This window comes from Halomonas sp. (genome assembly GCF_034520545.1).
Classification (GTDB): domain Bacteria; phylum Pseudomonadota; class Gammaproteobacteria; order Pseudomonadales; family Halomonadaceae; genus Halomonas.
Genome location: NZ_JAXHNN010000015.1, coordinates 26,183 through 43,572 on the forward strand (window position 1 = coordinate 26,183; position 17,390 = coordinate 43,572).

The following is a 17,390-nucleotide window of genomic DNA, read 5'->3' on the forward strand; positions in this document are numbered from 1 at the left end:
GAACTTACCGATGAATCTGAATCTTGCAGGTGCAGGCGCCGGTACTGTCGAAGTATCCGATGCCACCTTTGGCAAAGAATTCAACGAGGCTCTCGTACACCAGGTCGTCACCGCCTATCTGGCCGGTGGTCGTCAGGGTACTCGTGCGCAGAAGAACCGTTCCGATGTGCGCGGCGGCGGCAAGAAGCCGTGGCGCCAGAAGGGCACCGGACGTGCCCGTGCCGGAACCATCCGTTCGCCGATCTGGCGTGGCGGCGGTGTGACCTTCGCGGCCCGTCCGCAGGACCATTCCCAGAAGGTCAACCGCAAGATGTATCGTGCGGCCATGCGTTCCATTCTCTCCGAGCTGGTTCGCCAGGAGCGTCTGGTGGCGGTCGATGGTTTCGCCGTCGAGGCCCCCAAGACCAAGCAGCTGGTCGCCCAGCTCGAGGCGCTGGGCCTGGAGAAGGTGCTGATCGTCACCGAGGAACTCGACGAGAACCTGTACCTCGCCGCCCGTAACATCCCCAACGTGGATGTGGTGGACGTCGCCGCTGCCGATCCGGTGAGCCTGGTCGCCTTCGACAAGGTGCTGGTTACCGTCTCCGCCCTGCGTAAATTCGAGGAGAAGCTGGCATGAACCAGGAACGTCTATTCAAGGTTCTGCTCGGTCCGCACGTGACCGAGAAGGCCGCCATGGCCGCCGAGCGCAACCAGTACGTGTTCAAGGTGGCAGGCGACGCGACCAAGCCCGAGATCAAGGCCGCCGTGCAGGAGCTGCTCGGCAAGAAGGTCGACCGTGTTCAGGTGCTGAACATGAAGGGCAAGACCAAGCGCACTGCGCAGGGTCTGGGTCATCGCAAGGGTTATCGCAAGGCGTACGTGACACTGGCCGCCGGCGAAACGCTTGAAGACTTCTCTGGCGCCGAATAAGGGCAGGAGTACGGATCATGGCAATCGTCAAGACTAAACCCACATCCGCCGGTCGTCGCCACGTCGTCAAGATTGTTGGTGAAGAACTGTACAAGGGCCGCGCTTACGCGCCGTTGCTCGAGAAACAGTCCAAGTCCGGTGGTCGTAACAACTACGGTCGCATCACCACACGCCACGTGGGCGGTGGTCATCGACACCACTATCGTGTCGTTGACTTCAAGCGCACCAAGGATGGCATTCCGGCCGTCGTCGAGCGCCTGGAGCACGACCCGAACCGCAGCGCGCACATTGCTCTGCTCAAGTACGCTGACGGCGAGCGTCGCTACATCATTGCGCCCAAGGGTGTGAGTGCTGGTGACCGTCTCGAGTCGGGCGTCAACGCGCCCATCAAGAAGGGCAACGCGTTACCGCTGCGCAACATCCCGCTGGGTTCCACTGTGCACTGCATCGAGCTCAAGCCTGGCAAGGGTGCCCAGCTTGTTCGCAGCGCCGGTACCAGCGCCCAGTTGGTCGCCCGTGAAGGCAACTACGCCACCCTGCGTCTTCGCTCCGGCGAGATGCGCAAGGTGCTGGCCGAGTGCCGCGCGACTCTGGGAGAAGTGAGCAACTCAGAGCACAGCCTGCGTCAGCTTGGCAAGGCCGGTGCGAAGCGCTGGAGAGGTGTGCGCCCGACCGTTCGCGGTGTGGCCATGAACCCGGTGGATCACCCGCATGGCGGCGGCGAAGGCCGCAGCAGCGGCGGACGCCACCCGGTGTCTCCGTGGGGCATTCCCACCAAGGGCCACAAGACCCGCAAGAACAAGCGCACCGACAAGCTGATCATCCGTCGCCGCAAGGCCCGGAAATAAGATCCAACGCCAAGACATCAAGAGGTAACGGCTGTGCCACGTTCACTGAAGAAAGGTCCCTTTATTGACCTTCATCTATTGAAGAAGGTCGAGACTGCAGTGGAGAAGAGCGACCGTAAACCGATCAAGACCTGGTCGCGTCGCTCGATGATCCTGCCCAACATGGTCGGGCTCACCATTGCGGTCCACAACGGTCGCCAACACGTCCCGGTGCATGTCTCCGAGGAAATGGTTGGCCACAAGCTGGGCGAATTCGCTACTACCCGCCTTTATCGCGGTCATGTGGCGGACAAGAAAGCCAAACGGTAAGCCAGAGAGGATTGAGAGATGGAAGTCACAGCAAAGCTGCGTGGCGCTCGTTTATCCGCCCAGAAGGCCCGTTTGGTGGCTGACCAGGTGCGCGGTAAACCGGTCGCCGAGGCACTCGACCTGCTGACCTTCTCCCCGAAGAAGGCCGCGAAGCTGGTCAGGAAGGTGCTGCAGTCCGCCATCGCGAACGCGGAAGAAAACGACGGCATGGATATCGACGAGCTGCGTGTTTCGACCATCTGCGTCGATGAGGGCATGACGCTCAAGCGTATCCGTCCACGCGCCAAGGGGCGTGCGGATCGCATCCTGAAGCGCACTTGCCACATCACCGTCAAGGTAGCCGAGAAGTAGGAGTCGACCAGATGGGTCAGAAAGTCAATCCAACAGGCATTCGCCTGGGTATCGTCAAGGACCATACCTCGGTGTGGTATGCCGAGCGCGGTGCTTATGCCGACAAGCTGAATAGCGACCTCGAAGTACGTCGCTTTCTGGAAGAGCGCCTGAAGAATGCGTCCGTGAGTCGCATTCACATCGAGCGCCCGGCCAACAACGCCCGCATCACCATTCACACTGCCCGCCCGGGTATCGTGATCGGCAAGAAAGGCGAAGACGTTGACCGGCTGCGTCGTGACGTCACCGCGATGATGGGTGTGCCCGTGCACGTCAACATCGAGGAAGTCCGCAAGCCGGAGCTCGATGCCCAGCTCGTCGCGCAGAATATCGCCGGCCAGCTCGAGCGTCGTGTGATGTTCCGTCGTGCCATGAAGCGGTCCGTGCAGAACGCCATGCGCCTGGGCGCCGGTGGCATCAAGGTGATGCTTTCCGGCCGACTAGGCGGCGCGGAAATCGCCCGTACCGAATGGTACCGCGAAGGTCGCGTCCCGCTGCATACTCTGCGCGCGGACATCGACTACGCCACCTACGAGGCGCATACCACCTACGGCATCATCGGTGTCAAGGTCTGGGTCTTCAAAGGTGAAATCCTCGGGGGCATCGAGGAGGTCCGCGCCAAGGCGAAACAGCCGCAGGCCGCACCCTCCAAGAAGAAAGGTTCCAGGTAAGGGGAGAGCGAGTCGATGTTACAACCTAAGCGTATGAAGTTCCGCAAGATGCAGAAGGGCCGCAACCGTGGCCTGGCGCATCGCGGAAGCAAGGTGAGCTTCGGCGAGTATGGCCTCAAGGCCACTGGCCGGGGCCGTGTCACCGCCCGTCAGATCGAGGCTGGTCGTCGTGCGATCACGCGTCACGTCAAGCGTGGCGGCAAGATCTGGATCCGTGTCTTCCCGGACAAGCCGATTTCCAAGAAGCCGTTGGAAGTCCGTATGGGTAAGGGCAAGGGCTCCGTCGAGTACTGGGTCGCGCAGATCCAGCCGGGTCGGGTCTTGTACGAGATCGAGGGCGTTTCCGAGGAGCTGGCCCGTGAGGCATTCGCCCTGGCCGCCCAGAAGTTCCCGGTCTCCACCACCTTTGTGAAACGGACGGTGATGTGATGAAAGCCCAGGAAATTCGTGAGAAGTCAGCCGAGCAGCTCCAGGAGCAGCTCTTCGAACTCCTCCGCGAGCAGTTCAACCTGCGCATGCAGAAGGCCACCGGTCAGCTGAGCCAGACTCATCTGCTCAAGCAGGTTCGTCGGGACATTGCCCGCGTGAAGACTGTGCTCAACGAGAAGGCAGGTGACTGAGATGGCCGAAGAAAAGAATGCCCGTACGCTCACCGGCAAGGTGGTGAGCGACAAGATGGACAAGTCCATCGTTGTGATGATCGAGCGTCGTGAGCGCCACCCGATCTACGGAAAATACATGAAGCGCTCCACCAAGCTGCAAGCCCACGACGAGTCGAATCAGGCCAAGTCCGGCGACACGGTGTCCATTCAGGAATGCCGTCCGTTGTCGAAGAACAAGTCCTGGACCCTGGTCGAGGTCGTCGAACAGGCCAAGGGTTGATCGGCTTACGCCGGTCAAGTCAGTGCAGTCAGATTAGGTTTGGAGAAAACCGATGATTCAGACTCAGACAATGCTGGATGTCGCCGACAACAGCGGAGCGCGCCGGGTGCAATGCATCAAGGTGCTGGGCGGTTCCCACCGTCGCTACGCTCGTGTCGGTGACATCATCAAGGTCACGGTGAAGGAAGCCATTCCTCGTGGCAAGGTCAAGAAGGGCCAGGTCCTCAAGGCAGTGGTGGTTCGCACCCGTAGTGGCGTCCGTCGTAACGACGGTTCGCTGATCCGCTTCGATGGAAATGCGGCTGTGCTGTTGAACAACACCAACGATCAGCCGATCGGCACCCGTATCTTCGGGCCGGTGACGCGTGAGCTTCGCAACGAGAAGTTCATGAAGATCATTTCCTTGGCGCCTGAAGTGCTGTAAGGAGCGAGGCGGATATGCAAAAAATCAAACGTGACGACGAAGTCGTCGTCATCGCCGGCAAGGACAAGGGCAAGCGCGGCACCGTCAAGCGGGTTCTCGAAAACCGCTTCGTGGTGTCCGGTGTGAACATGATCAAGCGTCACACCAAGCCCAACCCGATGGCGGGCAATCAGGGCGGTATCGTCGAGCGCGAGGCATCGATTCACGCGTCCAACGTGGCCATCTTCAACCAGGAGACCGGCAAGGCGGATCGCGTCGGCTTCCAGGTGCAGGAAGACGGTACCAAGGTACGTATCTACAAGTCGACGCAGTCGCAGATCGACGCCTAACGCGAGTCGGATAGCAAAATGGCGAACTTGAAAGAACGTTATCAAAACGAGGTGGTGGCTCAGCTCCAAGAGCAGTTCAGCTACGCCAACGTGATGCAGATACCGCGGGTCACCAAGGTGACACTGAACATGGGTATCGGCGAGGCGACCAGCGACAAGAAGCTGATCGACAACGCTATCGGTGACCTGGAGAAGCTCTCCGGTCAGAAGCCGTTGGTGACCAAGGCACGCAAGTCCATCGCGGGCTTCAAGGTGCGCGAAGGCTGGCCGATCGGGATCAAGGTGACTCTGCGCTCCGAGCGCATGTGGGACTTCCTCGATCGCTTGGTGAATATCGCGATCCCCCGTGTTCGTGACTTCCGTGGTCTCAACCCGAAGTCCTTCGACGGTCGTGGCAACTACTCCATGGGGGTGCGTGAGCAGATCATCTTCCCGGAGATCGAATATGATAAGATCGACCGGATTCGTGGTCTGGATGTCACCATCACCACCACCGCCAAAACCGATGAAGAAGGTCGCGCGCTGCTTAGCGCGTTGAACTTCCCGTTCAAGAGATAAGGGTGGGATCATGGCAAAGAAAAGCATGGTAGAGCGCGAGCTCAAGCGCACCAAGATGGTGGCGAAGTATGCCGCCAAGCGTGCCGAGCTGAAGGCGGTCATCCAGGACGTCAATGCTTCTGACGAAGAGCGCTTCGACGCGCAGCTCAAGCTGCAGCAGTTGCCGCGCGACTCCAGCCCGGTGCGTCAGCGCAACCGCTGCCGCATCACTGGTCGTCCGCACGGTTACTACAACAAGTTCGGCCTCGGCCGCAACAAGCTGCGTGAAGCCGCCATGCGTGGCGACGTGCCCGGACTCAAGAAGTCCAGCTGGTAACGCCACGTAGAATCATCAGGAGCGCAACGTAAATGAGCATGCAAGACACTCTGGCGGATATGTTCACTCGTATCCGCAATGCGCAGATGGCCACCAAGGAGACGGTTTCCATGCCGTCCTCCAAGCTCAAGGTTGAGGTGGCCCGCGTGCTGAAGGAAGAGGGCTATATCAGCGACTTCGCCGTCAGCGAAACCGCCAAGCCCGAGCTGACCGTGACCCTCAAGTACTTCGAGGGCAAGCCGGTCATCGAGCACCTGCAGCGGGTTTCCAAGCCGTCCCTGCGCCAGTACAAGGGCAAGGCCGCGCTGCCGAAGGTCGCCGAAGGTCTGGGCGTTGCCATCGTCACCACCTCCAATGGAGTGATGACCGATCGTGCCGCGCGTCAGGCGGGTGTCGGTGGTGAAGTCATCTGCACCGTATTCTAGGAGTTTGGAATGTCCCGCGTAGCCAAATATCCGGTCAAATTGCCCGCAGGCGTCGAGGTAAAGCTCGACGGTGACCAGCTGTCCGTCAAGGGCAGCCAGGGAACCCTGACCCAGACTGTTCACCCCGACGTGGTGATCGGTCAGGAAGAGGGGCAGTTGACCTTCCAGCCGAGCGAGTCCGCCAAGAGCTGGGCAATGGTCGGTACCACCCGTGCCCTGGTACAGAACCTGGTCACCGGTGTCAGCGAGGGCTTTACCAGGAGCCTCGAAATCATCGGCGTCGGTTACCGTGCCCAGGCCAAGGGCAAGACGCTTAATCTTACACTGGGCTTCTCGCACCCGGTCGACTACACGCTGCCTGAAGGTGTTACGGCGGAAACGCCCAAGAACACCGTCATCGTGCTGAAAAGCGCGGACAAGCAGCAGCTCGGTCAGTGTGCTGCGGAAATCCGCGCCTTCCGTCCGCCTGAGCCCTACAAGGGCAAGGGTGTCCGGTACGCCGACGAGCAGGTGCGTCGCAAAGAAGCCAAGAAGAAGTAAGGCAGGGTTATGAACGCGAAGAAAGAATCTCGTCTCCGTCGTGCCCGCCGTGCTCGCGCCAAGATCCGCGAGCTGGGCGTGTATCGCCTGTGCGTCAACCGTACCCCACGCCACATCTATGCGCAGATCATCTCGCCGGATGGTGGCAAGGTCCTCGCCAGCGCTTCCACGCTGGATAAGGCCCTGCGTGAGGGTGCGACCGGCAATTCCGACGCCGCTACCAAGGTAGGCGAACTGATCGCCGAACGCGCCAAGCAGGCTGGCATCACCCAGGTGGCCTTCGATCGTGCCGGCTTCAAGTACCACGGTCGTGTGAAGGCCTTGGCCGACGCCGCTCGTGAAGGCGGCCTGGAATTCTAAAGGGTTTTACGATGGCGAAGAACGAACAGCAAAACGGCGATCTGCAGGAAAAGCTCGTGCAGATCAACCGTGTCGCCAAGGTGGTCAAGGGTGGCCGAATCTTCGGTTTCACCGCCCTGACCGTCGTGGGCGACGGTAACGGTCGTGTGGGTTTTGGTCGCGGCAAGGCACGTGAAGTGCCGGTGGCGATCCAGAAGGCCATGGACCAGGCGCGTCGCAACATGGTCAAGGTGAACCTCACCGGCGGCACTCTGCAGTACCCGGTCAAGGCCCGTCACGGCGCCTCCAAGGTGTACATGCAGCCTGCCTCCGAGGGTACCGGGATCATCGCCGGCGGCGCCATGCGCTCCGTGCTCGAACTGGCCGGCGTGCATAACGTCCTGGCCAAGTGCTACGGCTCCACCAACCCGGTGAACGTGGTGCGGGCGACCGTCAATGGTCTGGCCGCCCTGCAGTCGCCGGAAGACGTGGCCGCCAAGCGCGGTCTGCCTGTCGAAGCGATCACGGGGTAAGGTCAATGTCTGCAACGATCAAGGTTACCCAGACCCGCAGCACCATCGGCGTACTGGCCAAGCACAAGGCCAACATGAAGGGCCTCGGCCTGCGTCGCATCGGTCACACGGTTGAACTGGAAGACACCCCTGCCGTCCGCGGCATGATCCACAAGGTCAACTACCTTGTGCGTGTTGAGGGAGAGTAATCCATGAAACTCAATAGCCTGAGCCCGGCACCGGGTTCCAAGCACGCCGAAAAGCGCGTCGGCCGTGGCATCGGCTCTGGTCTGGGCAAGACCGGTGGCCGTGGCCACAAAGGTCTGAAGTCGCGCAGCGGCGGTAGCGTGAAGCCCGGTTTCGAGGGCGGCCAGATGCCGCTTCAGCGGCGTCTGCCCAAGTTTGGCTTCACGTCCGCGAAGTCTCTGGTTTCCGAGGAAGTCCGCCTGGCCGAGCTGGCACGGGTCGCGGGTGATGAAGTCACCCTGGGCACCCTCAAGGATGCCAACGTGCTGAAGGATGCCACCAAGCATGCCAAGGTGATCCTGTCCGGCGAACTGAACAAGGCGGTCACGGTCCGCGGTATCAAGGTCACCAAGGGTGCCCGCGCCGCGATCGAAGCCGCCGGCGGCAAGGTAGAGGACTAAATGGCCAAGTCAGGAAACATGCCGGCGATGGGCAGCGGTCTGAGTGAACTCTGGGCGCGCCTGCGCTTCGTGCTCCTCGCCATCGTGGTCTACCGTATCGGTGCCCACATCCCCGTTCCCGGTATCAATCCTGACCAGCTTGCTGCCTTGTTCAGGGAGCAGCAGGGCACCATCCTGGGCATGTTCAACATGTTCTCGGGTGGCGCCCTGGAGCGCATGAGTATCATGGCGCTGGGCATCATGCCCTACATCTCAGCGTCGATCATCATGCAGCTGATGACGGCGGTATCACCGCATCTCGAGCAGCTCAAGAAGGAAGGTGAGGCTGGCCGACGCAAGATAAGTCAGTACACGCGCTATGGCACCGTACTGCTGGCCTTGATTCAGGCAACCGGTATGTCGGTGGGCCTGGCCAGTCAGGGTATCGCCTACACGGCCGACTTCAGCTTCTACTTCACTGCTATCGTCAGCTTTGTGACCGGTGCGGTGTTCCTGATGTGGCTGGGCGAGCAGATCACCGAGAAGGGCATAGGCAACGGCATCTCGCTGCTGATATTTGCGGGTATCGTCGCCGGCCTTCCGGGTGCCGTGGGACAAGCGTTCGAGCTGGCCCGCAACGAGGGTGCTTGGAACGTTCTTCCGCTGTTGGCTCTCACCGTGCTGGGCGTTGCCACCGTGGCCTTCGTGGTGTTCATCGAGCGCGGTCAGCGTCGCATCACCGTGAACTATCCGCGTCGGCAGGTCGGCAACAAGATGTATGCCGGCCAGAGCAGCTACCTGCCGCTCAAGGTGAACATGGCGGGCGTGATTCCGGCGATCTTCGCCTCCAGCATCCTCCTGTTTCCCGCTTCGCTGGGACAGTGGGTCGGAGCCGGTGATGGCATGGAGTGGTTGCAGCGTGCATCCCAGGCGCTGGGTCCGGGACAGCCGCTGTACATCTTGCTTTTCGGCGCGGCGGTGATATTCTTCTGCTTCTTTTACACAGCGCTGGTCTTCAACCCCAAGGATGTCGCCGACAACCTCAAGAAGTCGGGGGCCTTCCTGCCGGGTATCCGTCCCGGCGAGCAGACGGCTCGCTATATCGACAAGGTCATGACGCGCCTGACCCTTTTCGGTGCCCTCTACATCACCGGGGTATCCTTGATGCCCCAGTTCCTGATTGTGGCCTGGAATGTGCCGTTCTTCTTCGGCGGCACCTCCTTGCTGATCGTGGTGGTGGTGACCATGGACTTCATGGCCCAGGTGCAGTCGCACCTCATGTCGAACCAGTACGAGTCGGTGATGAAGAAGTCCAACCTGAAAGGCTATGGTAGCGGCGGCATCATGCGCTGAAACACCGCTGACGACTTGGTGCGCCGCGATCGGATTTATCGGCTCGTGGCGCGAGCCAACTTTGGAGATGGAACATGAAAGTTCGAGCTTCCGTGAAGAAAATGTGCCGCAACTGCAAGATTATTCGACGTAATGGCGCCGTGCGCGTCATCTGCATCGAGCCGCGGCACAAGCAGCGCCAGGGTTGATCCCAGCGCTGCACTGAACCGGGTGCCGGCATGCCTCTTGTCCTCGAGCGAGGAAAGAGGTATGCTGTTGCGCCTTTTGTAGATGATTAATCGAGCAAGCCGCTCAAATTTCGGAGTAAGCTGATGGCCCGTATTGCAGGCGTCAATATCCCGGACAACAAGCATGCGGCGATCTCGCTGACCTATATCTTCGGGATTGGCCGTACGCGTGCGCAGGAAATCTGCGCTGCTACCGGCATCGCGCCGACCACAAAGGTCCAGGAACTGTCCAGTGAAGATCTGGACTCCCTGCGGTCTGAAGTCGGCAAGTACACCGTGGAAGGTGACCTGCGCCGTGATGTCACGCTTAATATCAAGCGTCTCATGGACCTGGGTTGCTATCGTGGTCTGCGTCATCGTCGTGGTCTTCCGCTGCGTGGTCAGCGTACCAAGACCAATGCGCGTACCCGCAAGGGCCCGCGCAAGCCGATCCGCAAATAACACGCACGTTCTGGCGTAAAGACAGGAAACGACATCAACATGGCTAACCCGCGTAGCAACCGTAAGAAGGTTAAAAAGCAGGTAGTGGATGCCATTGCGCATATCCACGCCTCTTTTAACAACACGATCATTACGATCACAGACCGCCAGGGCAACGCCCTTTCCTGGGCGACTGCCGGTGGTTCGGGTTTTCGTGGTTCTCGCAAGAGCACCCCGTTCGCTGCTCAAGTGGCAAGCGAGCGTGCAGCGACCGCTGCAGCCGAGTATGGTGTGAAAAACGTCGACGTGCTGGTCAAGGGCCCCGGTCCTGGCCGTGAATCCGCCGTGCGTGCTCTCAATGCCGCCGGCTTCCGCGTGCAGAGCATCACCGACGCGACGCCCATTCCCCATAATGGCTGCCGTCCGCCGAAGAAACGCCGCGTTTAAGGAGACAGATTCATGGCTCGTTACATTGGACCGAAGTGCAAACTGTCTCGTCGTGAGGGGACCGACCTCTTCCTCAAGAGCGGTATCACTCCCTTCGAGAAGAAGTGCAAATCCGAACAGATTCCGGGTGTGCACGGCCAGCGCCGTCAGCGTCTTTCCGACTACGGCTTGCAGCTTCGCGAGAAGCAGAAAGTACGTCGCATGTATGGCGTACTCGAGAAGCAGTTCCGCAACTACTACAAGGAAGCGGCCCGCCTGAAGGGCGCGACCGGCGAGTTGTTGTTGCAGCTTCTCGAATCCCGACTGGACAACGTCGTCTACCGCATGGGCTTCGGCTCCACGCGTTCCGAGGCGCGTCAGCTGGTCAGTCACAAGGCGATCTCTGTCAATGGCAAGACCGTCAACGTGGCGTCCTACCAGGTCAAGCCTGGCGACGTGGTCTCCGTACGTGAGAAGGCGAAGAACCAGGCGCGCATCCAGACTTCCCTGGCCATCGCTGCCAACCGCGGCGACGTGGTCTGGGTCGAGACCGATGCCAAGAAGATGGAAGGCACTTTCAAGGCCCTGCCCGAACGCGGTGACCTGTCTGCCGACATCAACGAAAACCTGATCGTCGAGCTGTACTCGAAGTAAGCGGCGCCCGACGCCATGCCACTCCCCGTTCGCGGGGAGTGGTCGAGAGTACCGACAATCCGTTTGGCAGCCTGAAAGGTGTTCATATGCAGCGTTCAGTGACAGAGTTTCTCCGTCCTCGCGACATCAAGGTCGAAGAGATCAGCGCACATCACGCGAAGATCGTGCTCGAACCCTTCGAGCGTGGCTTCGGCCATACGCTGGGGAATGCCCTGCGTCGTATCCTGCTCTCGTCGATGCCCGGCTGTGCCGTGGTTGAGGTCGAGATCGCCGGTGTCGAGCATGAGTACAGTGCGATCGAAGGCGTCCAGGAGGATGTCATCGAAATTCTCCTGAACCTCAAGGACGTGGCGCTCAGGATGCACAGCCGCGACGAGGCAGTGCTCTCGCTGAACAAGCAGGGGCCGGCCGTCGTGACTGCAGGGGACATCACGCTCGACCATGATGTCGAGATCGTCAACCCCGAGCATGTCATCGCCCACGTCAACGAGGGTTCCGAGCTGAAGATGCAGCTCAAGATCGCTCGTGGCCGCGGCTACGAGCCGGCGGACGTGCGAGGCGATGCCGACGACGAATCGCGTGCCATCGGTCGCCTGCAGCTGGATGCTACCTTCAGCCCCGTGCGTCGGGTTTCCTACAGCGTGGAGGCCGCGCGTGTCGAACAGCGCACCGACCTCGACAAGCTGATCATCGACCTGGAAACCGACGGTACTCTGGATCCAGAAGAGGCGATCCGTCGCAGCGCGACCATCCTGCAGGAGCAGCTGGCCGCCTTCGTCGATCTGGAAGCCGACAAGGAACAGGAAGTGGTGGAGGAAGAGGATCATATCGATCCGATTCTGCTGCGCCCCGTAGACGATCTCGAGTTGACCGTTCGCAGCGCCAACTGCCTCAAGGCCGAGAACATCTACTATATCGGGGATCTGATCCAGCGCACCGAGGTCGAGCTGTTGAAGACCCCGAATCTCGGCAAGAAGTCCCTGAATGAGATCAAGGACGTGTTGGCCGCCCGCGGGCTTTCCCTGGGCATGCGGCTGGAGAATTGGCCGCCGGCAAGCCTGAAGGACGACAAGGCCTCCGCGTGAGCCTCGACTCGAGTCCCAGTTTGGTAAGGAATCACAACCATGCGTCATCGTAAGAGTGGTCGTCACCTGAATCGCACCAGCTCGCACCGCCAGGCCATGTTCAAGAACATGTCCGTCTCGCTGGTCGAGCACGAAGTGATCAAGACAACCCTGCCCAAGGCCAAGGAACTGCGTCGCGTCATCGAGCCGCTGATCACCCTGGCCAAGCAGGACAGCGTCGCAAATCGTCGTCTGGCCTTCAGCCGTACCCGCTCGAAGGAAGCGGTCGGCAAGCTCTTCAATGAGCTGGGTCCGCGTTACGCCGAGCGTCCGGGCGGTTACGTCCGTATCCTCAAGTGCGGCTTCCGCACCGGCGACAACGCGCCCATGGCCTTCGTCGAACTGGTCGACCGTCCGGTCGTCGAGGAAGCCGTCGCCGAGGAGTGATCCTCGACCGGCCTTCCGCCAGTAGCACGCCAAACTGGCTCCTTTCGAGGGGCCGGTTTTTTTCATTGTAGGTTCTGCCTCGGCGACCTAAATCGCAGCTTCCCCGGCGCCAGGTCTACGCGGGGGCGCTGTGAACCCTTCCCTGGGCGCTACCGATGCCATCCCTGGCATAGGACCCCTGCTCTGACCTGTCCCCGGCGCTGCTCTCCATCTTGACGGCTTCTAGCGTAAAGCACTCGGCTCGCCGTCAGGCGGTGGTCTCCGGCTCTGCCTTGCTGGCCTTGGTCCGCTCGAGCAGGGGCTTGAGGAAGCGGCCGGTGTGCGACGCCTCGATGCGTGCCACCTGCTCGGGGGTGCCCTCGGCGATGATGCGTCCGCCGCCGGAGCCGCCCTCGGGGCCCAGATCGATCAGCCAGTCGGCGGTCTTGATGACGTCGAGATTGTGCTCGATCACCACGATGGTATTGCCGTGGTCGCGCAGGCGGTGCAGCACGCTGAGCAGCTGGCGAATATCCTCGAAATGCAGGCCGGTGGTCGGCTCATCGAGGATGTAGAGGGTCTTGCCGGTGTCCCGCTTGGCGAGCTCCCTGGCCAGCTTGACCCGCTGTGCTTCCCCGCCCGAGAGGGTGGTGGCGCTCTGGCCCAGGCGGATGTAGGAGAGCCCCACGTCGAGCAGGGTCTGCAGGCGCCGGGCGATGGCCGGTACCGGCGAGAAGAACGCCAGGGCCTCCTCCACGGTCATCTCGAGGACCTCATGGATGTTCTTGCCCTTGTAGGCGATCTCCAGGGTCTCGCGGTTGTAGCGCTTGCCCTTGCAGACGTCACAGGGCACATAGATGTCCGGCAGGAAATGCATCTCCACCTTGATCATGCCCTCGCCCTGGCACGCCTCGCAGCGTCCCCCCTTGACGTTGAAGGAGAAACGGCCCGGCTTGTAGCCCCGGGAGCGCGCCTCCTGGGTGCCGGCGAACAGTTCGCGGATGGGCGTGAAAATGCCGGTGTAGGTTGCCGGGTTGGAGCGCGGCGTGCGGCCGATGGGGCTCTGGTCGATGTCGATCACCTTGTCGAGGTGGTCGAGTCCCTCGATACGCTCATGGACCTCCGGCGTCAGGCTGGTGGCGCGGTTGAGCTCGCGGGCGGCTATGGGCATCAGGGTAGCGTTGATCAGCGTCGACTTGCCGGAGCCCGAGACGCCGGTGATGCACACGAACAGACCCAGCGGCAGCTCGAGAGTGACGTCTAGTAGGTTGTTGCCCCGGGCACCGGTCAGGCGCACCACCTTCTCAGGGTTGCCGGGGATGCGCCACGGCGGGATCTCGATGCGCCGTGAGCCAGCGAGGTACTGTCCGGTGAGTGACTCCGGCGTGGCGATGATCTCCTGCGGGGTCCCCTGGGCGACGATGCGCCCCCCATGGACCCCTGCGCCGGGGCCTATGTCCAGAACGTGGTCGGCGGCGCGGATGGCCTCCTCGTCGTGCTCGACCACGATCACGGTGTTGCCCAGGTCGCGCAGCCGCTCCAGCGTCTGCAGCAGGCGGTCGTTGTCGCGCTGGTGCAGGCCGATGGAGGGTTCGTCGAGGATGTACATCACGCCCACCAGGCCGGCGCCGATCTGGCTGGCCAGGCGAATGCGCTGGGCTTCACCGCCAGAAAGCGTTTCGGCGCTGCGCTCGAGGTTCAGGTAGTCGAGCCCCACATTGACCAGGAATTCCAGGCGGGCGTGGATCTCGTTGATGATCTTGACGGCGATTTCGCCCTTTCGCCCCGGCAGGCTGAGCTCCCCGAAGTAGCTCAGCGCCTCGCCGATGGGCAGGCGGACCAGCTGCGGCAGGGTGCGGTCGTCGATGTAGACATGGCGCGCCTCGCGGCGAAGCCGCGAGCCATGGCAGGTGGGGCAGGGCTGGACGGCGATGTGACGCGCCAGGTCCTCGCGCACCATGCTGGACTCGGTCTCGCGATAGCGGCGCTGCATGTTAGGGAGCACGCCCTCGAAGGGGTGCTCGCGGGTCACCTTGCGGCCCCGGTCGTTGACGTAGCTGAAGGCGATGTCGTCGTTGCCGCTGCCGTGGAGAATGATCTCTCGCTCATGGCGTGCCAGGTCCTGCCAGGGCGTTTCGAGGGTGAAGCGGTAGTGGTCGGCCACGGCCTGCAGCTGGTTGAAGTAGTAGACGCTGCGCCGGTCCCAGCCCTTGATCACCCCCTCGGCCAGCGACAGTTCCGGATGGCTGATCAGCTTGTCGGGGTCGAAGAACTGCTGCACGCCCAGGCCGTCGCAGGTCGGGCAGGCGCCGGCCGGGTTGTTGAAGGAGAACATGCGCGGCTCGAGCTCGGCGATAGAGTAGCCGCACACCGGACAGGCGAAGCGTGCCGAGAAGGGGATGTCCTCGTGCTCGCCGTCCATGAAATGGATCACGGCGGTGCCATCGGCCAGGTTGAGGGCCGTCTCGAAAGACTCCGCCAGTCGTTGCTGCAGTCCCTCGCGCACCTTGAGGCGGTCGACCACTACGCTGATGTCGTGCTTCTTGTTCTTGTCCAGCGGGGCGATGTCGTCGAGCTCCAGCACCTGGCCGTCGACCATGGCGCGCACGAAGCCATGGGCGCGCAGCTCGGCAAGCAGCTGCAGGTGTTCGCCCTTGCGTCCCTTGATCACCGGCGCCATCAGCATCAACTTGCTGCCTTCGGGCAGGGTCAGTACCTGGTCGACCATCTGCGAAACAGTCTGAGCCTCGAGGTCCTCGCCATGCTCCGGACAGCGTGGCGTGCCGGCGCGCGCGAACAGCAGCCGCAAGTAATCGTAGATCTCGGTGATGGTGCCCACGGTGGAGCGCGGGTTGTGGGAGGTCGATTTCTGCTCGATGGAGATCGCCGGGGAAAGGCCTTCGATATGATCGACGTCGGGTTTCTCCATCATCGACAGGAACTGGCGCGCGTAGGTGGAAAGCGACTCCACATAGCGGCGCTGACCCTCGGCGTAGAGAGTGTCGAAGGCCAGCGACGATTTCCCCGAGCCGGAAAGCCCGGTGACCACGATCAGCTTGTCGCGGGGCAGATCGACGTCGATGTTCTTCAGGTTGTGGGTGCGCGCACCTCTGACCAGAATTGTGTCCATTCCCACCTCGCCTGACGCGGCAAAAGGTCGATTATACGTGGCAGGCCGCATCGGCGGCAAAGCACGCGCCGCCATCGACTTTCCCTGCAGGCCGGCGAGCCGCTAGAATATGCGGTCCATCTCCGGACCCGACGGTCCGTCCACGGAAGTTCGAACCGCCATGCGAAAGGTTTCAGGACTGCTGTTAGTCACCGAGCGTCGCGCCATCACCGGGCTGGCGGGGCTCTATGCCACGCGTATGCTGGGCCTGTTCATGGTGCTGCCGGTGCTGGCCCTGTATGCCGATGACCTGAGAGGGTCGACGCCGCTGCTGGTCGGCCTGGCGCTGGGGATCTATGGTCTTACCCAGGCGGTGCTGCAGATCCCCTTTGGCCTGCTCTCCGATCGCCTGGGACGCAAGCCGGTGATCGCCGGGGGTCTGCTGCTGTTCCTGCTGGGCAGCGTGGTGGCCGCCGGTGCCGATTCCATCGGCGGGGTGATCCTGGGCCGTTGCCTGCAGGGCAGCGGCGCCGTGGCCGCGGCCATCATGGCGCTGCTCGCCGACCAGACTCGGGAACAGGTGCGCACCGCCGCCATGGCCACTATCGGGCTCTCCATCGGTGTCGCCTTCGCCGTGGCCATGGTGCTCGGCCCCTGGCTCGCTGCGAGCTTCGGCCTGGCCGGCGTCTTCTGGTTCACCGCAGCCCTGGCGGTGCTGGGCCTGGCGGTGCTGTGGAAGCTGGTGCCGCCGGCGCCGCGTCGGTTGCGCCACCGGGATGTGGGCATCGACCGCGATCAGCTGCGCGGCATCCTCGCGCGTGGCGACCTCTGGCGCCTGGATATCTCGATCTTTGCCCTTCACCTGGTGCTGATGGCGATCTTCGTCGCCGTGCCCTTCCGGCTGCTCGAGGCGGGCATCGCCGTCGAGCGTCATGGCCTCACCTATCTAAGCATCATGCTGTTGGCCTTCGTTGCCATGGTGCCGCTTGTGATCATCGCCGAGAAGCGCCGCCGCATGAAGGCGATGTGCCTCTCGGCCATTACCGGCATCACCCTGAGCCTGTTCGGGCTGGCCGGCCTGGGTGAAGGGGTCCCGGCGCTGTTTGGCTGGCTGCTACTATTCTTCATCGCCTTCAATCTGCTCGAGGCCACGTTGCCCTCGATGCTTAGCAAGCTGGCACCGGCCGGGGCCAAGGGCACCGCCATGGGCATCTATTCGACCAGCCAGTTCCTTGGCGCCTTTCTGGGTGGCGTGTTGGGGGGGGCTCTAGTGCAGCAGTGGGGGCTTTCCGCGGTCTTCATCGGCTGCGGTCTGGTGGGCCTGGCATGGCTGGCGGTAATGGCCGGCATGGCGCCTCCTCGCCATCTGACCAGCGAGGTGGTGGCGCTCGACGACAGCGAGCAGGATGATGCGCTGGATACCCTGATGGCACGTTTCGCCGAGGTGGCCGGGGTGGAGGACGTGCTGGTCGTTCCCGAAGAGCGCGTGGCCTACTTGAAGGTGGACCGTCAGCGCCTCGACGAACAGGCCCTGGCCCGCCTTACCGGTACCGGTTCCAGGAATCACCACAGCGGCGCCTGAGCCGCGTATGATCCTTACAACGTACTTCACGACAGCAAGGAGTCCCTC

At 62.0% G+C, this 17,390-nt stretch carries 28 protein-coding genes; 27 read left to right on the top strand and 1 reads right to left on the bottom strand.

Annotated features, from left to right (window positions below; genetic code table 11):
* Positions 1 to 10: 10 nt before the first annotated feature.
* The 26 genes from rplD (at position 11) to rplQ (ending at position 12,672) form a co-directional block, all read left to right on the top strand.
* Entirely contained in the window at positions 11 to 619 is a 609-nt protein-coding gene (gene rplD, locus U5L98_RS16130; RefSeq protein WP_322559303.1) for a 50S ribosomal protein L4, read from the top strand.
* Positions 616 to 912, top strand: coding sequence for a 50S ribosomal protein L23 (gene rplW / locus U5L98_RS16135; protein WP_322559304.1), 297 nt, complete (start codon positions 616 to 618; stop codon positions 910 to 912). The genes rplD and rplW overlap by 4 nt, the downstream gene beginning before the upstream one ends.
* 17 nt (positions 913 to 929) lie before the next feature.
* Positions 930 to 1,760 (top strand): 50S ribosomal protein L2, encoded by an 831-nt coding sequence (rplB, locus tag U5L98_RS16140; protein ID WP_151442460.1) that lies wholly within the window; start codon positions 930 to 932, stop codon positions 1,758 to 1,760.
* A 33-nt stretch (positions 1,761 to 1,793) separates the two neighbouring features.
* Entirely contained in the window at positions 1,794 to 2,069 is a 276-nt protein-coding gene (gene rpsS / locus U5L98_RS16145; protein ID WP_151442459.1) for a 30S ribosomal protein S19, read from the top strand.
* Positions 2,070 to 2,087: 18 nt separating this feature from the next.
* Positions 2,088 to 2,420, top strand: a complete 333-nt coding sequence (rplV, locus tag U5L98_RS16150) for a 50S ribosomal protein L22 (protein ID WP_089714407.1) — start codon at positions 2,088 to 2,090, stop codon at positions 2,418 to 2,420.
* A gap of 11 nt (positions 2,421 to 2,431) precedes the next feature.
* A complete protein-coding gene (gene rpsC, locus U5L98_RS16155) occupies positions 2,432 to 3,130 on the top strand; it encodes a 30S ribosomal protein S3 (RefSeq protein WP_151442458.1) in 699 nt (232 codons plus the stop codon).
* Positions 3,131 to 3,145: 15 nt separating this feature from the next.
* The gene (gene rplP / locus U5L98_RS16160; protein ID WP_021819610.1) at positions 3,146 to 3,559 is read left to right on the top strand and encodes a 50S ribosomal protein L16; all 414 of its coding nucleotides are present in this window, start codon (positions 3,146 to 3,148) and stop codon (positions 3,557 to 3,559) included.
* Positions 3,559 to 3,750, top strand: coding sequence for a 50S ribosomal protein L29 (gene rpmC, locus U5L98_RS16165; RefSeq protein ID WP_040183129.1), 192 nt, complete (start codon positions 3,559 to 3,561; stop codon positions 3,748 to 3,750). The genes rplP and rpmC overlap by 1 nt, the downstream gene beginning before the upstream one ends.
* Position 3,751: 1 nt before the next feature.
* Positions 3,752 to 4,012, top strand: coding sequence for a 30S ribosomal protein S17 (gene rpsQ / locus U5L98_RS16170; RefSeq protein ID WP_322559305.1), 261 nt, complete (start codon positions 3,752 to 3,754; stop codon positions 4,010 to 4,012).
* A 52-nt stretch (positions 4,013 to 4,064) separates the two neighbouring features.
* Positions 4,065 to 4,436 (top strand): 50S ribosomal protein L14, encoded by a 372-nt coding sequence (rplN, locus tag U5L98_RS16175; RefSeq protein WP_040183127.1) that lies wholly within the window; start codon positions 4,065 to 4,067, stop codon positions 4,434 to 4,436.
* A 14-nt stretch (positions 4,437 to 4,450) separates the two neighbouring features.
* Complete coding sequence (rplX, locus tag U5L98_RS16180) at positions 4,451 to 4,765, top strand: 50S ribosomal protein L24 (RefSeq protein ID WP_322559306.1); 315 nt, start codon at positions 4,451 to 4,453, stop codon at positions 4,763 to 4,765.
* A gap of 18 nt (positions 4,766 to 4,783) precedes the next feature.
* Positions 4,784 to 5,323 carry a 50S ribosomal protein L5 gene (gene rplE / locus U5L98_RS16185; protein ID WP_322559307.1) on the top strand — a complete coding sequence of 180 codons (540 nt, stop codon included), beginning with the start codon at positions 4,784 to 4,786 and terminating at the stop codon, positions 5,321 to 5,323.
* Positions 5,324 to 5,333: 10 nt separating this feature from the next.
* Positions 5,334 to 5,639 carry a 30S ribosomal protein S14 gene (rpsN, locus tag U5L98_RS16190; protein WP_089714396.1) on the top strand — a complete coding sequence of 102 codons (306 nt, stop codon included), beginning with the start codon at positions 5,334 to 5,336 and terminating at the stop codon, positions 5,637 to 5,639.
* A gap of 32 nt (positions 5,640 to 5,671) precedes the next feature.
* Positions 5,672 to 6,064 carry a 30S ribosomal protein S8 gene (gene rpsH / locus U5L98_RS16195; RefSeq protein ID WP_322559308.1) on the top strand — a complete coding sequence of 131 codons (393 nt, stop codon included), beginning with the start codon at positions 5,672 to 5,674 and terminating at the stop codon, positions 6,062 to 6,064.
* 9 nt (positions 6,065 to 6,073) lie between these two features.
* Positions 6,074 to 6,604 carry a 50S ribosomal protein L6 gene (gene rplF / locus U5L98_RS16200; protein ID WP_322559309.1) on the top strand — a complete coding sequence of 177 codons (531 nt, stop codon included), beginning with the start codon at positions 6,074 to 6,076 and terminating at the stop codon, positions 6,602 to 6,604.
* Positions 6,605 to 6,613: 9 nt separating this feature from the next.
* The gene (gene rplR, locus U5L98_RS16205) at positions 6,614 to 6,964 is read left to right on the top strand and encodes a 50S ribosomal protein L18 (RefSeq protein ID WP_322559310.1); all 351 of its coding nucleotides are present in this window, start codon (positions 6,614 to 6,616) and stop codon (positions 6,962 to 6,964) included.
* Positions 6,965 to 6,975: 11 nt separating this feature from the next.
* The gene (rpsE, locus tag U5L98_RS16210; RefSeq protein ID WP_089714388.1) at positions 6,976 to 7,476 is read left to right on the top strand and encodes a 30S ribosomal protein S5; all 501 of its coding nucleotides are present in this window, start codon (positions 6,976 to 6,978) and stop codon (positions 7,474 to 7,476) included.
* A gap of 5 nt (positions 7,477 to 7,481) precedes the next feature.
* The gene (gene rpmD / locus U5L98_RS16215; RefSeq protein ID WP_089714387.1) at positions 7,482 to 7,664 is read left to right on the top strand and encodes a 50S ribosomal protein L30; all 183 of its coding nucleotides are present in this window, start codon (positions 7,482 to 7,484) and stop codon (positions 7,662 to 7,664) included.
* A gap of 3 nt (positions 7,665 to 7,667) precedes the next feature.
* Entirely contained in the window at positions 7,668 to 8,102 is a 435-nt protein-coding gene (rplO, locus tag U5L98_RS16220) for a 50S ribosomal protein L15 (RefSeq protein WP_322559311.1), read from the top strand.
* Positions 8,103 to 9,434, top strand: a complete 1,332-nt coding sequence (secY, locus tag U5L98_RS16225) for a preprotein translocase subunit SecY (protein WP_322559312.1) — start codon at positions 8,103 to 8,105, stop codon at positions 9,432 to 9,434.
* Positions 9,435 to 9,508: 74 nt separating this feature from the next.
* Positions 9,509 to 9,622, top strand: a complete 114-nt coding sequence (gene rpmJ, locus U5L98_RS16230; RefSeq protein WP_009099023.1) for a 50S ribosomal protein L36 — start codon at positions 9,509 to 9,511, stop codon at positions 9,620 to 9,622.
* A gap of 123 nt (positions 9,623 to 9,745) precedes the next feature.
* Complete coding sequence (rpsM, locus tag U5L98_RS16235; RefSeq protein WP_089714381.1) at positions 9,746 to 10,102, top strand: 30S ribosomal protein S13; 357 nt, start codon at positions 9,746 to 9,748, stop codon at positions 10,100 to 10,102.
* Positions 10,103 to 10,141: 39 nt separating this feature from the next.
* Positions 10,142 to 10,528 (top strand): 30S ribosomal protein S11, encoded by a 387-nt coding sequence (gene rpsK / locus U5L98_RS16240; protein WP_040183105.1) that lies wholly within the window; start codon positions 10,142 to 10,144, stop codon positions 10,526 to 10,528.
* Between the two features lie 12 nt (positions 10,529 to 10,540).
* A complete protein-coding gene (gene rpsD / locus U5L98_RS16245) occupies positions 10,541 to 11,161 on the top strand; it encodes a 30S ribosomal protein S4 (RefSeq protein WP_089714379.1) in 621 nt (206 codons plus the stop codon).
* Between the two features lie 86 nt (positions 11,162 to 11,247).
* Positions 11,248 to 12,246 carry a DNA-directed RNA polymerase subunit alpha gene (locus U5L98_RS16250; protein WP_322559313.1) on the top strand — a complete coding sequence of 333 codons (999 nt, stop codon included), beginning with the start codon at positions 11,248 to 11,250 and terminating at the stop codon, positions 12,244 to 12,246.
* Positions 12,247 to 12,285: 39 nt separating this feature from the next.
* Entirely contained in the window at positions 12,286 to 12,672 is a 387-nt protein-coding gene (gene rplQ / locus U5L98_RS16255; protein ID WP_089714376.1) for a 50S ribosomal protein L17, read from the top strand.
* A gap of 247 nt (positions 12,673 to 12,919) precedes the next feature.
* Here the strand turns inward: rplQ and uvrA are convergent, their stop codons facing one another.
* Positions 12,920 to 15,781: an excinuclease ABC subunit UvrA gene (gene uvrA / locus U5L98_RS16260; protein ID WP_322559314.1), complete on the bottom strand. Its 2,862-nt coding sequence runs from the start codon at positions 15,779 to 15,781 to the stop codon at positions 12,920 to 12,922.
* Between the two features lie 160 nt (positions 15,782 to 15,941).
* Between uvrA and U5L98_RS16265 the strand changes: the two genes are divergently transcribed.
* Positions 15,942 to 17,342 carry an MFS transporter gene (locus U5L98_RS16265; RefSeq protein ID WP_322559315.1) on the top strand — a complete coding sequence of 467 codons (1,401 nt, stop codon included), beginning with the start codon at positions 15,942 to 15,944 and terminating at the stop codon, positions 17,340 to 17,342.
* Positions 17,343 to 17,390 lie beyond the last annotated feature (48 nt).

What these genes read in the sequence shown, in the direction of transcription:
- rplD (WP_322559303.1), top strand. Translation starts at nt 11, where the DNA reads ATGAATCTGAATCTTGCAGGTGCAGGCGCCGGTACTGTCGAAGTATCC.
- rplW (WP_322559304.1), top strand. Translation starts at nt 616, where the DNA reads ATGAACCAGGAACGTCTATTCAAGGTTCTGCTCGGTCCGCACGTGACC.
- rplB (WP_151442460.1), top strand. Translation starts at nt 930, where the DNA reads ATGGCAATCGTCAAGACTAAACCCACATCCGCCGGTCGTCGCCACGTC.
- rplV (WP_089714407.1), top strand. Translation starts at nt 2,088, where the DNA reads ATGGAAGTCACAGCAAAGCTGCGTGGCGCTCGTTTATCCGCCCAGAAG.
- rpsC (WP_151442458.1), top strand. Translation starts at nt 2,432, where the DNA reads ATGGGTCAGAAAGTCAATCCAACAGGCATTCGCCTGGGTATCGTCAAG.
- rplP (WP_021819610.1), top strand. Translation starts at nt 3,146, where the DNA reads ATGTTACAACCTAAGCGTATGAAGTTCCGCAAGATGCAGAAGGGCCGC.
- rpmC (WP_040183129.1), top strand. Translation starts at nt 3,559, where the DNA reads ATGAAAGCCCAGGAAATTCGTGAGAAGTCAGCCGAGCAGCTCCAGGAG.
- rpsQ (WP_322559305.1), top strand. Translation starts at nt 3,752, where the DNA reads ATGGCCGAAGAAAAGAATGCCCGTACGCTCACCGGCAAGGTGGTGAGC.
- rplN (WP_040183127.1), top strand. Translation starts at nt 4,065, where the DNA reads ATGATTCAGACTCAGACAATGCTGGATGTCGCCGACAACAGCGGAGCG.
- rplX (WP_322559306.1), top strand. Translation starts at nt 4,451, where the DNA reads ATGCAAAAAATCAAACGTGACGACGAAGTCGTCGTCATCGCCGGCAAG.
- rplE (WP_322559307.1), top strand. Translation starts at nt 4,784, where the DNA reads ATGGCGAACTTGAAAGAACGTTATCAAAACGAGGTGGTGGCTCAGCTC.
- rpsN (WP_089714396.1), top strand. Translation starts at nt 5,334, where the DNA reads ATGGCAAAGAAAAGCATGGTAGAGCGCGAGCTCAAGCGCACCAAGATG.
- rpsH (WP_322559308.1), top strand. Translation starts at nt 5,672, where the DNA reads ATGAGCATGCAAGACACTCTGGCGGATATGTTCACTCGTATCCGCAAT.
- rplF (WP_322559309.1), top strand. Translation starts at nt 6,074, where the DNA reads ATGTCCCGCGTAGCCAAATATCCGGTCAAATTGCCCGCAGGCGTCGAG.
- rplR (WP_322559310.1), top strand. Translation starts at nt 6,614, where the DNA reads ATGAACGCGAAGAAAGAATCTCGTCTCCGTCGTGCCCGCCGTGCTCGC.
- rpsE (WP_089714388.1), top strand. Translation starts at nt 6,976, where the DNA reads ATGGCGAAGAACGAACAGCAAAACGGCGATCTGCAGGAAAAGCTCGTG.
- rpmD (WP_089714387.1), top strand. Translation starts at nt 7,482, where the DNA reads ATGTCTGCAACGATCAAGGTTACCCAGACCCGCAGCACCATCGGCGTA.
- rplO (WP_322559311.1), top strand. Translation starts at nt 7,668, where the DNA reads ATGAAACTCAATAGCCTGAGCCCGGCACCGGGTTCCAAGCACGCCGAA.
- secY (WP_322559312.1), top strand. Translation starts at nt 8,103, where the DNA reads ATGGCCAAGTCAGGAAACATGCCGGCGATGGGCAGCGGTCTGAGTGAA.
- rpmJ (WP_009099023.1), top strand. Translation starts at nt 9,509, where the DNA reads ATGAAAGTTCGAGCTTCCGTGAAGAAAATGTGCCGCAACTGCAAGATT.
- rpsM (WP_089714381.1), top strand. Translation starts at nt 9,746, where the DNA reads ATGGCCCGTATTGCAGGCGTCAATATCCCGGACAACAAGCATGCGGCG.
- rpsK (WP_040183105.1), top strand. Translation starts at nt 10,142, where the DNA reads ATGGCTAACCCGCGTAGCAACCGTAAGAAGGTTAAAAAGCAGGTAGTG.
- rpsD (WP_089714379.1), top strand. Translation starts at nt 10,541, where the DNA reads ATGGCTCGTTACATTGGACCGAAGTGCAAACTGTCTCGTCGTGAGGGG.
- U5L98_RS16250 (WP_322559313.1), top strand. Translation starts at nt 11,248, where the DNA reads ATGCAGCGTTCAGTGACAGAGTTTCTCCGTCCTCGCGACATCAAGGTC.
- rplQ (WP_089714376.1), top strand. Translation starts at nt 12,286, where the DNA reads ATGCGTCATCGTAAGAGTGGTCGTCACCTGAATCGCACCAGCTCGCAC.
- uvrA (WP_322559314.1), bottom strand. Translation starts at nt 15,781, where the DNA reads ATGGACACAATTCTGGTCAGAGGTGCGCGCACCCACAACCTGAAGAAC.
- U5L98_RS16265 (WP_322559315.1), top strand. Translation starts at nt 15,942, where the DNA reads ATGCGAAAGGTTTCAGGACTGCTGTTAGTCACCGAGCGTCGCGCCATC.